Source organism: Bradyrhizobium prioriisuperbiae (genome assembly GCF_032397745.1).
In the GTDB taxonomy this organism is placed as follows: domain Bacteria; phylum Pseudomonadota; class Alphaproteobacteria; order Rhizobiales; family Xanthobacteraceae; genus Bradyrhizobium_A; species Bradyrhizobium_A prioriisuperbiae.
Genome location: NZ_CP135921.1, coordinates 5397488 through 5412936, shown reverse-complemented (window position 1 = coordinate 5412936; position 15449 = coordinate 5397488). Strand labels below are relative to the sequence as shown.

Genomic DNA, 15449 nt, shown 5'->3' with positions numbered 1-15449 from the left:
CGTCACCTCAGCAACTCCTCTTCCCGTTTTATAAGTTTGCGGATTTCCTTTAGCGAACTGTAAAGCGAGCCGCTTAAAATTAACTTACTTGCAGCCTCGATCTCCGGCCGGAAGCTCGGCACCGCCTCCAGCAAATCCCCGACGAAGCCCATGTAAAGCTCCTGATACTTGGGAATATCCTTCTCCAGGTACATCATCTGCGCACAGAGATAGAGCCGCTTCACCGGCGTATTCGCGCTCTCCGCGGTAAGAATGTCCTTCTCCCGCAGGATCGGCGCTTCGCCCTCGATCAGGAAAGTGGTGCGCGTCTCCGAATTGGTGATCACGCTCTCGCCGATGATGATCCGCTCGAACGGCTTCAGTTCAACCTTCAGCGCCATTGCTTCACCCCTTGCCAACAGCCGCGCCGCGGAGCGCGAGCTCTCTCTAAAATCCACGAATCATCATGACCAACAAGCGACCATCCGAGTGCAAAACTGCATCAAAATGAAGGCTTTTGCTTCATGAATCGGGCACGTCTCGCATTGCGTCGGACAGCTTCCCAACGATAACAATGAAAAACGGCGGGGCCCTGCCCCGCCGTTGTCCGTAGCCGATATTTTCGCCGCGATCAGGTGCGGAGCAGCTGCAGCACGCTCTGCTGCGACTGGTTGGCGAGCGCGAGCGCGGAGACCGCGATCGATTGTCGCGTCGACAGCGCCTGGCTGTTGGCTGCTTCCTCGTTGGAATCCGCGAGCGTCAGCGCGGACGATCCGGTCTGCAGCACGTTGATGATGTTCTTCGCGAAGTCCTGGCGGATCTGCACGATCGAGAGGTTGGCGCCGAAGGCCGACGCCTGCGACCGCAGCGTGGTGCTGGCGTTATTGAGCTGCGTCAGCACCTTCTGGGTCAGAACGTTGTCGGTGAAGTCGGTGCCTGCGGTGAGCGGGGCCAGACCAAGACCGTTCGGATCGAAGTTCACGCCCGCGATGGTCAAGGTCGACTTACCGGTCTCGTTGAAGATCAGCTTCAGCGAGTTGCCATCCAGCAGATTGACACCGTTGAACGACGCGTCCTGCGCCGTGGTCGTCAGGTTCTGGATGATCTGGTTGTACTGCGCGACCAGGGTGGCGCGCGCGGTCTGCGACACTGCATCGGGAACTGACGGAACGATCGTGGGAGCAGCGGCCGTATTCGTTGCGGTCACTTCGATCGCATCGATCTGTGTGGCGGTGGGGGCTACGGTATTGCTGATGGTCTGACCTGCACCGTCGTTGGTGGAGGTAAAAGTCAGATTGTCTGTACCGGTGATCGAGGCCGACAAGTTAACGCCGGCAACCGCCAACGCCGTATTGAGCTGGTCGAGAGTCTTGACTGTCGCCGTCTTTGCCACCGGATCGAACGGCGTGGCCGCGCCACCGATCGTGATGGTGGCAGCAACGCCTGCGGAGTTGGTGAAGGTAAAGACAGCGGTGTTGAGCTTGCTGTCGGTGAGGTCGGACGCTTTCGCCCCCAGGCCTGCCCCGGACGCAGCGCCTGTGCCGGTAAACTGAATGCTGGCTTTGGTGCTGTAGCCGGTGGGTTGCTGCAGTGCCTGGTTGGCGATCGACTTCGCGGTGTCGACAAGTTTCTGCAGCGCCGTGATACCCTTGTCGGCGGCCTGCAGCACCTGCACGCCGTTGCCGATGCTGTCGAGCAGGTTGCCGATGTCACTGGCGCGGGCGTCGAGGCCGGCAGCGGTGAAGAAGTTGGTCGGATTGTCGAGCGCGCTGTTGACCTTCTTGCCGGTGGCAAGGCGGGTCTGCGTGGTCGAGAGCAGATCGGCGGTGTTTTGCAGGGAGAGCAGGTTTTGACGAACGGATGCCGTCAGGACGATATCGGACATATTCTACGCCTTCCTCAAGTGTGCATCGCCGGCGACTTTTTTCCCGCGCCAACGGGCTACGTGATTTCACCCAGGCATCATGGTGAACAAAAGCTTTTAAAATGCGGTTAATGGGGGCTTAGCAAACGTGGTAAACCGAAACTTTATACGGGCGACGCGCCGATTTCCGGCGGCGGAAGTGTGATGAAATGCGGGTTAGTCTAGGGCCCTGCTCTATCGCGCTGAGAGTTTGATTCAAAAACAGCGATTAACAAAAATCAGACGCTAGTTATTTCGCTCGTCATGCCCGCGCTCGTCGCGGGCACCCACGTCTTAACGGCAGCTCAGCGAAGGAAGCCGTGGATGGCCGGGACAAGCCCGGCCATGACGAGAGGAAATGCCAACATTCCCGCCTTTACAAAGGCTTGGCAAACTCTGCTGCGTATCCGCTCAAACGCTGAGCGTCGGGCCGGTTTACGCTGATTCAACTTCAGAACATCGGGCGCTAACCTGAACCGCAGACACAAAAAAACGGCGAGGCCGAAGCCCCGCCGTCGTGATGGATCGAACCTGTCGCTGAAATCAGCGCAGGAGCTGGAGAACGCTCTGGTTCGACTGGTTGGCCAGCGCCAGCGCGGAGACGGCGATCGACTGGCGGGTCGACAGCGCCTGGCTGTTGGCCGCTTCCTCGTTGGCGTCAGCCAGCGTCAGGTTGGACGAGCCGGTCTGCAGCACGTTGATCAGGTTCTTGTTGAAGTCCTGACGAACCTGCACGATCGACAGGTTGGCACCGAAGGCCGAAGCCTGCGAGCGCAGCGTGACGCTGGCGGTGTTGAGCGCGGTCAGCGTCTTGTTGGTGGCGACGTTATCGATAAAGTCGGTTCCAACCGTGGCCGCAGCCAGGCCGAGGCCGTTCGGATCGAAGGTCACGCCCGCGATCGTCGAGGTCGACTTGCCGGTTTCGTTGAACACCAGCTTCAGCGAGTCACCATTCAGCAGGTTGATGCCGTTGAAGGACGCGTCCTGCGCCGTCGTGGTGATCTGCTGGATGATCTGGTTGTACTGAGCGACCAGACCCGCACGGGTGTTCTGCGAGTTGACGTCCGCAACAGCAGCAGTAACCGCCGCAGTGGTGCCAACCGTACCGGAGATGTCGACCGAAGACGACGAGCCGGCGCCCGGCGCAGCGTAGGTGCCGGTCTTGGTGATCGTCTGCGAAGCAGCATCGTTGGTGGATGTGAAGGTGATCGCACCGGTAGCACCGACGCTTGCGGTCAGTTGAACGCCGGCCGTCGAAAGAGCGGTGTTGATCGCATCGATCGAGTTGACGTTGCCGGCACCGGCCACATTGCTGAGGGTCAGCGTGGTCGTAGCAGTCGCCGAAGTCTTGAAGACGAGCGTTTTGCCCTGGAGCGCGTTCGTGCCGCCAGCGGTCAGGTCGGTCGCGGTGCCCGCCACGCCGGTCGCCGGAGCGTCGGTGAGGAGGCTAGCTTTGGTGCTGTAACCGCCGGGCTGCTGCAGCGCCTGGTTGGCGATCGACTTCGCGGTATCGACCAGCTTCTGCAGCGAGGTGATGCCAGTGTTGGCAGCCTGCAGAACCTGCACGCCGTTGCCGATGCTGTCCAGGAGGTTGTTGATGTCGCTGGCGCGGGCGTCGAGGCCGGCGGCAGTGAAGAAGTTGGTCGGATTGTCGAGCGCGCTGTTGACCTTCTTGCCAGTGGCAAGACGGCCCTGCGTGGTCGAGAGCAGGCTCGCGGTGTCCTGCAGCGAGAGCAGGTTCTGGCGAACGGAAGCGGTGAGAGTAATAGCCATGTGAACGACCTTTCTGGCGTTACGCAACAATCGGCCTTCTTGGCCGAGCCCGTGGAACCTGAAGCCAAATGATCAATGAAAAATGAATTGGAACAGGAGATACGGTGGTACCGCTCCTGTTCAAAAAACGTGCTTAAAAATGGGTAAAGATGGTGGAAGCGATCCGACGGGAATCAGGCGGGCGAGGCGTCAGGATCTTAAGCAAACCTGAACGGCAGCGATCGGAATGCGCTGAGTGGGCTTTCGTTGAAGGCTTGGTTTGCCCACGGCAGGCCAGAGTCGTTCGGGGGAGTTTTGTCAGAAAGCTCCGCCCAACACTCAGCGTCATCCGCGGGCTTGACCCGCGGATCCAGCTTAAGCGCTCAAATGCGCGCGGTGATGTCGCCGAAGAAAGCTGGATTGCCGGGTCAAGCCCGGCAATGACCCGGAGAGGATGATCCGCTCCGGAAAAACAAACCAGACGCCATGCGCGGCGACAGCTGTCTACCCCTACAAATACTTCAGCAACGTCGTCTGATACAGCATCGCGGTCGTCTGGTACGATGCGTTGAGGCTGTTCTGCACGGCGAGCAGTTTCGCCGAGACCTCGGCGTCGGTGACGCCTTCGATCGACTGCAGCATGGTCTGCGCGGTGTTCTTGGTCTGCGCCTGGCGGTCGCCGGCGGATTTCATCGAGACCTGCGCGCCGGCGAGATCCGCCGCGATGTCCTGCACGCTCTGCTGGCCGGTCTGCGGCAACAGCTTGGTCGACACCCGCTGGTAGAGCCCGGTGATCTGGGCGTTGGCGTTGGGGTCGCCGGTCACGGTGCTCATGGCGGCCATGGCCGCGATGGTCTGCAGCTGGTTGGTGAAGGCCTGCTCGTTGGCGCGGGCGCCATACTGCACGCTGATGCCGTCGTCGATCCGCGCCGTGGCGGTGCCACGTGCCGAATCCGTGCCGGTTTCGCCGGTGTACCAGGAGAGCGTGTTCGCCGATGTCCCCGGCGTCTGCGTGGTCGCGGTGGCGAACGACGGCCCGGTGACCCGCGGCACCGGATTGCCGCTGAAGAACTCGCTGGACGCCTTCATGGCGGAAGCCGCGACCAGCGCGCCGTTGGCGAGGTTGCTGACGCCGGTGGTCAGCGCGGCATTGAGGTTGGCCGCAGTCGCGGTCGAATTCGCGCCGATCAGGAACTGGCCGGTCTGCGGCGGCGCCGTGGTGGTGGCGGTGAGCTGCACATTCTCGCTGCTGCCGTCGGGCAGCTTGAACGCGAACGTGATGGTGTCGCCATTGTTGAGGTTGGTCGCACCGAGATCGATCGACTCGGTCGCGGGCGAGCCGGTCGGCCCGCTGACGGTGACGCTGCCGGCCGACGAGGTGACGGAGGCGAGCTTCAGCCCGAACGGGCCGGCGTCCTCGGTCAGCGAGATCGAGGTCGGTGTCGGCGTCGCCTGGGTCAGCCGTCCGGTCCCGGTGCCGACATCGGCCTGCTTGCGTTCGTTGATCAGCTGCTTGAGGCCGGCCTGGGCGCCGACGCCATTCATGATGTCGTCGGTCGACGCAACCGCCGCCGTGTCGGTGGCACGCCCGGAAAACAGGTAGCGGTCGCCGGAGCGGCTGTTCAAGAGATTCAGCATCTCGTCGAGCGAACTGCGCGCCTGCGCCTGGGCGATGGTCTGGCCGTTGCTGGTGATCTGGGTCGAGGACGAGGTCGCCGCGCCCTGCACCGTGGTCCCGATCGTGCTGATCCGGGTCAGCGCCGCATTGGCGACGTTGATGCGGGTGGTGACGTTGGTCATGGTGTCGGCGAACGAGTCGATGCTGGAGATCTGCGCGCGCAGGGCGATGGCGAAGCCGCGGTTGACGCCCATGCCCGCGTAATTGTCCGATTTCTTGCCGGTGGCAAGCTGGGCCTGCAGATCGTCGAACTGGCTCTGCAGATCCAGGATTCGCGTTGACAGGAACGATGTCCTGAAGCCTACGCCGCTAACCGTCATGATAACCCCACTCTCAAAAACCGTCGCACCGAACCGATAACGCAGCAGTCACTCGTAGGGTGGGTTAGCCGAAGGCGTAACCCACCATTTGCACATCGCCGAGACAGCGGTGGGTTACGCGGAGCCTGTCATCGGGCCGCGCTTCGCGCGGACCCGTTGGCTAACCCACCCTACTGCTTGGCGACCTTGCGGCACTCAAACCTGCAGCAGCGCGTCGAACATCTGCTTCACCGTCGACATCACCCGCGCATTCGCCGCATAGGCGTTCTGCAGCGAGAGGAGATGCGCCAGTTCCTCGTCGATGTTGACGCCGGCCTGGTTGCTGAATTTCGCCTGCAGCGTGCTCAGCACCACGTCCTGGCCGTCGGCGATCTGCTTGGCGGTATCCGCCGCCTGGCCCTGGGCCGCGGTGATCTGCTGCGAGAAGCTGCCCAGTGTTGCGGAGAACGGCGTCACCGTGGTGCCGAAGCCGGTCGAGGCCGGATACAGCGACTTGCCGGCGGTGAGCTGCTGATAAAGGAAATCCGGCCGCTTGGTGTCGCCGGACGTCGTGGTCGCGCTGTACTGCACGAGCTTGGCGGGATCGCCGGCGATCTGGCTGTTGACGCGGATGCGCGCCGCAAGCCCCACCGACTGCTGGCCGCCGGCCGTGATCGCGCCGGTGTAGAGACTGCTGCCGTCGGTGAACAGCGGCAGCTCGCCGCTACCGCCCTGCAGCGACGACGTGGTCGACGTCACCGAGGCGGCGTTGACGGTCGCAGCCCCCGAACCGTTGTCGAGCACCCGCAGGGTCGAGCCGGTATTGGAGAACTGCAGGTTGGCCGGGCCTAGCGCGGCATTGAGCTGGCTCACCACCGACGCCATGCCGCCGGAGAAATCGACGCCGATCACCTGATCGTTCGGATCGGTGGTCGCGTTGTTGGAGAGCGGCAGCACGGAGGGATCGTCCACCCGCACCAGCGAGACCTGATGCTTGACGTTGGCGGCGTCGGTATAAGTGAGATGGACCACATTGCCGGTCTGCAGGCCGGACAGATCGAGATCGAAGCCGTTCGAGGCGCCCGACGTCACCGCGGTGCCCGCCGTGGTCTTGTCCGACAACAGGCTCGACATGCCGGCGGCGAACTGGTCGAGCTGGGTCTGCGCCTGCACCAGCGTCTTGTCGCGCAGCTCGAGGTAGCCGGCGATGGTGCCGGAGCGGATCGAGTTGGTCTGGTTCAGGTTGAGCGAACCGCCGTTCGGGAAATTCAGCGTCAGCGTGCCGAGGTTGCTCTTGGTGGGGTCCGCATCCCACTGCGTGTTCGGCGTCACCGTGCCCTGCGGATTGAACGACAGGGTCGAGGCTTCGGCGCCGACCAGCTGCACGCCGGAATTGGTGAACACCTGCAGCTGATTGTTGCCGCCGTCGATGACACGAATATCCATCAGTTGCGACAGCTGGTCGATATACTGGTCGCGCTGGTCCTTCAGCGCGGCGGCCGCGGCATCGTTGTTGTTGGTGCCCTGCAGCTTGGCATTGAGGCTGGCGATTTGCTGCATCGCCGTGTTGGCGGTGTTGACGGCCGAATTGAGCCCGGCTTCCGCCTGGCTGCGCAGCGACTGGATGCCGTTCGACATGCTGTTGAGCTGCGACGCCAGCGACTGCGCCGCATTGACCACGCCGACCCGCGCCGACTGGCTGTCGGAAGAGGTCGACAGCCCCTGCACCGCCGTCACCAATTTGTTGAAGGAGGTCTCCAGCGTGCCGGTGTTGCCGGGGGTGCCGTAGATCGCCTGCAGGCTGCCCAGGATCGATGCGCGCAGGTCGGCATAGGAGGCGCCGGACTGCTCGGTTCGGATCTGCTGCTGCAGATACAGATCGAGCTCGCGGTTGACGCCGGTGACAGCGACGTTTGCACCAATCGCGCCCGACGTGGTCTGGATCTGATTGATGGTCTTGCGGACGTAGCCGGGCGTGTCGGAATTGGCCACATTCGACGACGTTAGAGACAGCGCGAGCTGGTTGGCGCGCAGCCCCGACATCGCGATCGAGAGAGCTTGACTGAGACTCATGACGAACGGCTCTTTTCAGTTACGGTCGGGACCAGATTGACGATCGTTTTCAATTTTCCGCGCGATGCGCGTCAGCGCATCACATTATCGGCGTGATGCGCGTTAGCGCATCACGTTCAATAGATCCTGCGCCATGCTGTTCGCCGTCGTGATCACCTTGGTATTGGCCGAGTAGGCCTGCTGGGTGACGATCAGCTTGGTGAACTCGTCGGCGATGTCGGTGTTGGAGCTTTCCAGCGACGAGCCGACGACGGTGCCGCCGCTGCCGAACAGCGCCGCGCCGGACTGGTCGGTCGCCTGGAATGCGCCGCCGTCGATGCGCTTGAGGAAGTTGGTGCCGTTGAAGGTCGCGACCGAGATCTGCGCCAGGTCGATGTTGCGGCCGTTGGAATAATTGCCGACCACGCGGCCGTTCTGGCCGATCGACACCGTCTGCAGCGAGCCGGCCGGGAAGCCGTCCTGCTGGATCTGGTTGACCTTGACGTTGCCGTTGGCGTCGGCGAACTGAGTGATGCCGCCGGCGCCGAAATTGAGCTGGATGTTGCCGAGCGGTACGCCGCCGACGGTCGGCGTGGTCAGCGTAATGCCGCTGATCGGCGGATTCATCTGACCGTTCGCCGAGAAGGTGAAGTCGGTGTTGACGTTCTGCCAGGCGGTGTCGGTGCCGGTGGCGTTGGGGTCGACCTGGTAGAACAGGTTCCAGGTGTCGGTGTGGCCGGCGCCGAGCGACGCCGAATCCGCTTTGGCCCAGCGGAATTGCAGGCTGACCGGCGAGCCGGAGATGTCGTAGGCCGTCACCGCGCCGCCGCTGATGGATTCGTTGATGAAGGCCGTCAGGTCGTTGCCGACCACTTTGCCGGTGCCGGCGGTGCCGCCGCCGATGCGCGCCACATTCACCGGCGCGGTCATACCGAGGGCTCCGAACGCCGTGGCGTTGCTGGTGGTGATCGCCAAGTCGGCGGTTGTGCCGGTATGCAGGGTGATCTTGCCGCCGCTGATGGTCGACGGCGTCGGCGGCACTGTCGCTGACGCACCGGTGATCTTGTCGATGTTCGTCAACAGATCCTGGATCGTGCCGGTGGTGAGGTCGATCTGGTTGGCTGCCAAATTGGTGCCGGTATTGACGATGGTAATCGGGGTGCCGTTCACCGTGATGGTATCGCCCAGGACAAAATTGGTCGTCAGCGAATCGGTGTTGGTAGCGCCGTTCAACAACGTCGATCCCGTGATCGCTGTCGGCGAGGTCAACTTGTTGTTCTTGGCCGCCCCCGTCACGGTCGCGTCGGTCGGCGGCGTCGCCGGCGTGCCGAGCGTGCGCGGGTTGCCGCCGGTGAAATCCGCCGGGCGCAGCAGCTCGGAGCCAGGGACCGACTTGTCGCTCTTGGTGGTCAGCGGATAACTCGAGAGGTTGGCGCGATAGTTCACCACCGAGCTCGGCACCGCCGGCAGGAAGTCGTTGGCGAACTTCAGCACCTGCGGCACGCTGCCGGTCATGTTGCCGGTGGAGGGATCGATCGGAACACCCTCGACATAGTAGCCGGCGCCGTTGACCAGATAGCCGTTCTTGTCCAGTGCGAAGTCACCGCGGCGGGTGTAGTTGTCGACGCCCGAAAACACCGGCTGGTTGTCGGCGAAGGAGCCCGGCTTCTGCACCACGAAGAAGCCGTTGCCGTTGATCGCCATGTAGGTGGAGACCGCCGCGCTCTGCACGTCGCCCTGCACCGTGTTGGTTTCACGCGATCCGGTGGTGACGCTGCCGGCGAGCTGGTTGTTGACCCCGGTCTGCGGGATCAGATCCAGGAAACTGGTATCGATCCGCTTGAAGGCGGTGGTCTGCGAGTTCGCGATGTTGCCGGAGATGTTTTCCAGCGCATAGGACTGGGCGCGAAGGCCCGCGACGGAGGTGGTGAGAGCGCCGAAAAGACCCATGCTTCGTCTCCAACTTCGACCGGGTGGCTGCCGGTGTTCACAAAATCAGGCCACGGTTCGAAGCAGACATCGCAAGTTGCGTGCCAAAGCATTTTATTCAGTAAATTCAACGATCTAAATAATTAACGGGGCGAATCCACCGGTGCACTCTTGCCTAGGACGGCAAGAATTACCGGGAAATATGTTGATACGGATGGAAACGCAAAATCAGGCGCGGCGTTTTTTCTCCGTCATTGCCGGGCTTGACCCGGCAATCCAGCTTTCGTCAACAAAATCAGAACGCGACGTGTGCGTTTAAGCTGGATCCGCGGGTCAAGCCCGCGGATGACGCTGAATGTTGTGAAGCGCTTTCCGTCACAAATAGTCGTGGGACAGGCGCACCTACGACGCCGACGCGTCTGTCGGCTTGAAGGTCAGCGACAGCCCGTTCATGCAGTAGCGCAGCCCGGTCGGCTTGGGGCCATCGTCGAACACATGGCCGAGGTGACCGCCGCAGCGGCGGCAATGCACCTCGGTGCGCAGCATCATGAAGGTGCGGTCTTCCGTGGTGCCCACCGCATCCGCCAGCGGTTGGTAGAAGCTCGGCCAGCCGGTGCCGCTGTCGAACTTGGTCTCGGAGGCAAACAGTGGCAGGTCGCAGCCGGCGCAGGCGAAGGTACCCTTGCGGTGCTCCTTGTTGAGCGGGCTGGTGTAGGGCCGCTCGGTGCCATGCTCGCGCAGGATGCCGTATTGCGCCGAGCTCAGTTGGCGCCGCCATTCCTCCGGCGTCTTGCTGATCTCGAAGGTCTCGGACTTACTCTGCGATGCCCCGGCCGCATGGGCATCGCCGCGCAGCCAGCGAAAGGCGGCGAGAAACGACAGGCCGGCAACGGTGGTCAGCAACAGGCGGCGATCGGTCATGGTCGTTTCCCTGGCAAGGGCTCCCTGAAAGCGTTCACCCAAGTTACGGCGTCCCGGCCCCAAAGTTACACCAGACGCCGCCGCCCTGCTCACTTTCTCGCGAGCCTCCCCGGTTCCCGGGCGACTGTTCCGGCGCCGACCCCGGCTGGCTAAGGCGTGGTGACATCCGTGATCGACTGCGGCGCGGAGCCCTCGGGCGAATCCGGGCGCCGGCCGGCAAGCCGGGCCGTGCGTGCATCGCGGGCAGCGATCGCCCGGGCCTCCTGCGCGCGGGCGCGGGCCCGCGCCCCTTCACGATAGCGCGCCAGAATGCCGGCGGCGGTCGCCCGCCCGCGCGACCAGGTGATGACGGCCTGGCCGGCGATCTTGCCGAGATGGCCGCCCGCCCACACCAGTTCGAACGGCGAAAACAGCCGCCAGCGATCGTCACCGTGCAGGATGCCGCCCGCGATCAATTGCCCGGCGGCGGCCGACGTGTTCAGCCCCTGTCGTCCAAAACCGCTCGCCACCCACACGCCGCGGCGCCATTCCCCCACCTGCGGCATGCCGTGCACGGTCCGGCCGAACACGCCGCCGAACACCTCGGAGATCGCGACCTGTCCGAGTTGCGGATAGAGCGCTTGGATCTGGCGGGCGATGGTCCGTCCGACCCGCTGGGGCTTCGCCTCCGGACCCGTCGTCCAGGTGGTCTCGGGACCCGACCACATCAGCCGATCGCCCTCGACAATGCGATAATGCGCAAGACCGCCGGTGTCGCTGACCGATCCCTGGAATGCGATGACGTCAGCGAGCCGCTCGCCCAGCGGCTCGGTCACCGCGGCCCAGCGCTGCACCGGCAGCAGCGTGTCGGACAGCCGCTGCAGCGGTGCGCCGAGATGCACGCCACCCGCCAGCACCACATGCGAGGCGCGCAGCTTGGCCTGCGGCGTGGCGATGCGTTTGCGGATGCCGGCCGGATCGAGGCCGACCACCGGCGTGTCCTCGAAAATGCGCACGCCGGCCTGCTCGGCGAGTGCGGCCAGCCCATGCACATAACGGCGGCCATCGATCTGGAACGCTTTTGGATAATGGATGGCGTGGAAGTAGCGCGGCGTCCGCAGCACCTCGCGCACGCGCTCGGCCTGCCAGCCTTCGACGTCGGTGCCGAAATCTTCCCCCAGGGTTTGCAGCCGGCTGATCAACTCGTCGCCGCTGTCCACCGTCGAGACCTCGAGCGCGCCTTCGGAGAAGCCGATGCCGGGCATGTCGGCGACGGCGGCGCGAATGTAATCCGCGCCCTCCTGCGCCAGCGCCCACAATTCGCGGGCGTCCTCGAAACCGACGCGCGCAATCAGATCCGCGATCGGGTGGCCGAATCCCGGCATCACGGTGCCGAGTGTATGGCCGGAGGCGTTCCAGCCCACCTGCCGGCCCTCCAGCACCGCGACGCTCGCGCCGCTGCGGGCCATCTCCCGCGCCACCGTCAATCCGGCGAGGCCGCCACCGACCACGCAGACATCGACGTCGAGATCGAAGGTCAGCCGCGGCCGCGCCGGCGCAACTGCGGCGTTATCCCCCGGCTTCTTGTCCTCGACATCTTTGTTCCCGGCCGTCGTCATGGTTTTTATTTACGGTTAGCGTGGTCGCTTGTCACGTTGTCGCCCAGTGTCCCGAATCCGAAGTTCGCCATACTTTGCTGCAACCTCTGAGCGAACTTCGGATTCGACAGGACACTGGACACTTTAGATTCTAGTGTGGCTCTAGATTCTAGTGTGGCTCTAGATTCTAGTGTGGCTCTGGTTTGGAAATTCCCTGGGTCGACTCGCCGCAGGGTAAAGGGGAATTTCCAAACCACCACACTTATCATCTACACTATTCATTGGAGCTGGACCGAAACCGAGACTGCTGATGCGCCAATTGCTGCTGTTGCGCCACGCCAAGACCGAGAAAGACGCCCCCACGGGCAAGGACCGTGACCGCCGACTCGACGAGCGCGGCTGGAGCGATGCCGCTGGAATCGGCACCTACCTCACTGAGCAGGATCTGTTGCCGGACCATGCGTTCGTGTCGACGGCGGTCCGGGCCCGGCAGACCTGGGACGGCATCTCGGACGCGTGGCCCAAAAAAGCGAAAATCGGGATCGACCACCTCGATGAACTTTACGCAGCAGATGCCGGTGGCCTGCTCGGCATCATCCAGGCCGCCGCCGGCGACAATCCGCAACGGCTGCTTGTCATCGCCCACAATCCGGGGCTTCATGAACTCGCGCTGGCGCTGGTCGCGAGCGGCAGCAGCAAGGCCCGGCAGGCGCTGCTCGACAACCTGCCGACCAGCGGCCTCACGGTGATCGATTTCGCGACCGACGACTGGGGCGACGTGTCGTTCCGGCGCGGACGCCTGGAACGTTTTGTCAGCCCGCGCCTGCTGAAGGAGGCCTCAGGCGGCGAGTAGCGACGTCAATCGTAGAACAGTGGAGTTGGGAAGTAGCGCACGATCCGAACCGCAGCACCTCATGGTGTTCAAGACACGGAGACGCCTATGTTCAAGACAATTCTGGTCCCGATCGATCTCTCCGACACCGATCTCGCGAAACCCGCCATCGCAACCGCAGCCACGCTGTCGCAGACCTTCAGCGGCACCGTGCGCCTTCTCAACGTGCTGCCGATGACGCCGGTGATGCTGGCGGAATATGTGCCCGCCGATTTCGACACCCAGCAACGCCAGACCTCCGAAGAAGCGCTGACCATCGTCGCCGCAGAATCCGGCATCGAGGCACGGCGGATTTCCACCATCGTGCGCCAGGGCGGCATCTATCACGAGATCCTGGAGGAAGCAGCCAGCATCCACGCCGACCTGATCGTGATGACCTCGCACCGGCCGGCGATGCGCACCTACTTCCTCGGCTCCAACGCCGGCCACGTGGTGCGTTACGCCAAGTGCTCGGTGCTGGTGGTGCGACATTAAAGCGTTTTCGAGCGAAGTGGGGACCGGTTCCCCGCGACAAACGCGAAGCGTTTGCGCGGAGAAAACGCGTCAAGTTTTTAAGCCCATTCGATAAGGCCATTTGATCTGCCCGCTGAGGAATTCCCGCTCTGCGCCCGCACGGCTGGCTCAGCCACGACAGCTGTGTAAAGTCCCGGCCTCGCCTCAGCAGCCGCTTCCTCAGGGAGCGACGCCTGTTGAAATTTCACCACGAATTCCTTTGGAGGCCGGCCGCACGTGCGGCCTCCTACTGTTTGACGAGGCTGTTGTCCGATGCGGAATCTCCATCTCGCTGCGATCGCCGTCCTGCTGGCCCAGGCGGCCACGCCGGCCGGCGCACAGGACAACGGACGTGCAACCAGACTCGCATGGACGTGGCCCTGGCAGAATTCCGAGACACCGGCACCGAGCTCCGGTCGCACACCGACCGAAACGAAGCCGCAGGCACCGTCTAATTCCACTGCCAATCCCGCTGCAAAGTCCGCGGCCAGGGAAACGGCGGAGGTATCCAACACACTCGATGCGATCAAAACCCTGCAGAGCGCCTGCGCCAACGCGGCCTGGACCCTGTGGGCCTCCAACCAGTATCCGTCATGGCGCAATGGCCGCACACCGGTGCTGGTGCTGAACTATTCGATCCGGACTTTCGAGCAGTTGCCTCCGGTCTCGGCCGCCTTCGGCGCCGACCTGCAGCAGCGCCTGTCGCAGGCGATGACCAATGCCAACACCATCATCAAGGACAGCTTTCCCGTCTTCAAGGAAATGTCGAACTACGTCAACGCGAAGGACTATGAGGGCGACAAGTTCAAGAAGGGCGACGCGCTCAACGAGCGGCTGGTGGCCTTCGGCAAATCCTGTCACGCCGCCTCCAACGATCTTCACACCGTCTATGTCGACGCCGTGAAAGTGGCGATCGATCGCCTGTTGCCCAACGCCACGCAGGCCGACGCTGCACGCACCATGCTGGCCGACTGGCAGCAGGCCCGCGGCCTTGCGGATGAACTTGCGAAGGGCCGCGCCGCCGACATCAACAAGCTCACCGAGCTCACCACCGCGATCTCGGCGCTCGCCGACAAGCGCCGCGCCGAATTCGCCGCCGACATCGGTAAATCAGGCTCGCCGCAGGCGCGCTTCTACGACAGCGATCTCAATGAGGACGCTGCGGTGAAGATGCGCAAGATGCTGCGTGACATCAAGGCGAATCCCGCGGCGTTCAAGGACGCGGCCGACGATCGTCCCCGCACCGACTTCCGGGTCGTCCGCGACACCATCGACCTGCAGCTGCCGAGCGAGATCTTCACCCTGCTCCGGAAATGACGCGGCTCATGGCAGCAGATCGCGCGGCACATCGCCGGCCGCATAAAACCGCGGCTTGTTGCGGCGCATGAAGCGGCCGAGTTGCCAGCCGAACAGTGCCGCGAAGCCTGCCAAAAATAACATCCCGCCGTAGGAGCCGATCATGGCCGCGCGGATGAACAGCGCGGCCAGCCCAAGGACGACCAGCGCCATCGCGATCCCGGCGAGAGCATATGTTCGGCGACCGAGACCGGCGACCAGCACGGGCGTGCCGCCTGCAGCCGCGACGCGGCGATGCAATTCCTGCACAAACGTCCGGTAGGGCTCGTCCTGCGGCGCGACCAGCGCCGGGGTCTGCCAGTTCACCGACAGGATCCGGATCGATTTGCCTGACAGGTTCGAGATGTCGGCCCGAAAGCGACGCGACTGCATCGAGATCGGGCGGTAGGACAGCCGGATCGTAGCGATAGTGGCGTACGGCCACACCCCCGACCGCGCGCCCATCCGCCACGACAATCCGTCGTCGGTCAGATCGAACGTCCAGGGCGTGCCGATGAGCGACGGCTTGTAGCGATATGACGGCCTCGTGGCGGCCGTGTCACCGGAGATCGCCAGTTGGGTCGGCAACATGCCACCTCTTGTCACAAACGGGCCGAGGCCGGCAGCAACCGGTCCGGCA

12 protein-coding genes are annotated in these 15449 nt (G+C 63.5%); 3 read left to right on the top strand and 9 right to left on the bottom strand.

Annotated features, from left to right (window positions below; all coding sequences use genetic code 11):
- Positions 1–2 precede the first annotated feature (2 nt).
- From flbT to RS897_RS25440, 8 genes are all read right to left on the bottom strand, one after another.
- On the bottom strand, positions 3–380 hold the full coding sequence (flbT, locus tag RS897_RS25475; RefSeq protein ID WP_315831483.1) for a flagellar biosynthesis repressor FlbT: 378 nt from the start codon (positions 378–380) through the stop codon (positions 3–5).
- A 230-nt stretch (positions 381–610) separates the two neighbouring features.
- A complete protein-coding gene (locus RS897_RS25470) occupies positions 611–1864 on the bottom strand; it encodes a flagellin N-terminal helical domain-containing protein (RefSeq protein WP_315831482.1) in 1254 nt (417 codons plus the stop codon).
- 561 nt (positions 1865–2425) lie between these two features.
- Positions 2426–3655, bottom strand: coding sequence for a flagellin N-terminal helical domain-containing protein (locus RS897_RS25465; RefSeq protein WP_315831481.1), 1230 nt, complete (start codon positions 3653–3655; stop codon positions 2426–2428).
- A 489-nt stretch (positions 3656–4144) separates the two neighbouring features.
- On the bottom strand, positions 4145–5632 hold the full coding sequence (locus RS897_RS25460; RefSeq protein WP_315831480.1) for a flagellar biosynthesis protein FlgL: 1488 nt from the start codon (positions 5630–5632) through the stop codon (positions 4145–4147).
- 195 nt (positions 5633–5827) lie between these two features.
- The gene (gene flgK, locus RS897_RS25455; protein ID WP_315831479.1) at positions 5828–7684 is read right to left on the bottom strand and encodes a flagellar hook-associated protein FlgK; all 1857 of its coding nucleotides are present in this window, start codon (positions 7682–7684) and stop codon (positions 5828–5830) included.
- A 102-nt stretch (positions 7685–7786) separates the two neighbouring features.
- Positions 7787–9613, bottom strand: coding sequence for a flagellar hook protein FlgE (locus RS897_RS25450; protein ID WP_315831478.1), 1827 nt, complete (start codon positions 9611–9613; stop codon positions 7787–7789).
- A gap of 381 nt (positions 9614–9994) precedes the next feature.
- A complete protein-coding gene (gene msrB, locus RS897_RS25445; protein ID WP_315831477.1) occupies positions 9995–10513 on the bottom strand; it encodes a peptide-methionine (R)-S-oxide reductase MsrB in 519 nt (172 codons plus the stop codon).
- A 149-nt stretch (positions 10514–10662) separates the two neighbouring features.
- Positions 10663–12111, bottom strand: a complete 1449-nt coding sequence (locus tag RS897_RS25440; RefSeq protein ID WP_315831476.1) for an NAD(P)/FAD-dependent oxidoreductase — start codon at positions 12109–12111, stop codon at positions 10663–10665.
- Between the two features lie 289 nt (positions 12112–12400).
- On the opposite strand from RS897_RS25440, the gene RS897_RS25435 reads away from it, so the two are divergent.
- The 3 genes from RS897_RS25435 to RS897_RS25425 all read left to right on the top strand — a co-directional run bounded on the left by RS897_RS25435 (position 12401) and on the right by RS897_RS25425 (position 14791).
- The gene (locus tag RS897_RS25435) at positions 12401–12943 is read left to right on the top strand and encodes a SixA phosphatase family protein (RefSeq protein ID WP_315831475.1); all 543 of its coding nucleotides are present in this window, start codon (positions 12401–12403) and stop codon (positions 12941–12943) included.
- 87 nt (positions 12944–13030) lie between these two features.
- Positions 13031–13456 (top strand): universal stress protein, encoded by a 426-nt coding sequence (locus RS897_RS25430; RefSeq protein ID WP_315831474.1) that lies wholly within the window; start codon positions 13031–13033, stop codon positions 13454–13456.
- A 291-nt stretch (positions 13457–13747) separates the two neighbouring features.
- Entirely contained in the window at positions 13748–14791 is a 1044-nt protein-coding gene (locus RS897_RS25425) for a YiiG family protein (protein ID WP_315831473.1), read from the top strand.
- A gap of 6 nt (positions 14792–14797) precedes the next feature.
- Here the strand turns inward: RS897_RS25425 and RS897_RS25420 are convergent, their stop codons facing one another.
- Positions 14798–15400 (bottom strand): hypothetical protein, encoded by a 603-nt coding sequence (locus RS897_RS25420; protein ID WP_315831472.1) that lies wholly within the window; start codon positions 15398–15400, stop codon positions 14798–14800.
- Positions 15401–15449: the final 49 nt, after the last annotated feature.

Excerpts from the sequence above, each read along its gene's own strand:
- flbT (WP_315831483.1), bottom strand. The coding sequence starts at position 380 with ATGGCGCTGAAGGTTGAACTGAAGCCGTTCGAGCGGATCATCATCGGC.
- RS897_RS25430 (WP_315831474.1), top strand. The coding sequence starts at position 13,031 with ATGTTCAAGACAATTCTGGTCCCGATCGATCTCTCCGACACCGATCTC.
- RS897_RS25440 (WP_315831476.1), bottom strand. The coding sequence starts at position 12,111 with ATGACGACGGCCGGGAACAAAGATGTCGAGGACAAGAAGCCGGGGGAT.
- flgK (WP_315831479.1), bottom strand. The coding sequence starts at position 7,684 with ATGAGTCTCAGTCAAGCTCTCTCGATCGCGATGTCGGGGCTGCGCGCC.
- RS897_RS25470 (WP_315831482.1), bottom strand. The coding sequence starts at position 1,864 with ATGTCCGATATCGTCCTGACGGCATCCGTTCGTCAAAACCTGCTCTCC.
- RS897_RS25420 (WP_315831472.1), bottom strand. The coding sequence starts at position 15,400 with ATGTTGCCGACCCAACTGGCGATCTCCGGTGACACGGCCGCCACGAGG.
- RS897_RS25465 (WP_315831481.1), bottom strand. The coding sequence starts at position 3,655 with ATGGCTATTACTCTCACCGCTTCCGTTCGCCAGAACCTGCTCTCGCTG.
- RS897_RS25460 (WP_315831480.1), bottom strand. The coding sequence starts at position 5,632 with ATGACGGTTAGCGGCGTAGGCTTCAGGACATCGTTCCTGTCAACGCGA.
- msrB (WP_315831477.1), bottom strand. The coding sequence starts at position 10,513 with ATGACCGATCGCCGCCTGTTGCTGACCACCGTTGCCGGCCTGTCGTTT.
- RS897_RS25435 (WP_315831475.1), top strand. The coding sequence starts at position 12,401 with ATGCGCCAATTGCTGCTGTTGCGCCACGCCAAGACCGAGAAAGACGCC.
- RS897_RS25425 (WP_315831473.1), top strand. The coding sequence starts at position 13,748 with ATGCGGAATCTCCATCTCGCTGCGATCGCCGTCCTGCTGGCCCAGGCG.
- RS897_RS25450 (WP_315831478.1), bottom strand. The coding sequence starts at position 9,613 with ATGGGTCTTTTCGGCGCTCTCACCACCTCCGTCGCGGGCCTTCGCGCC.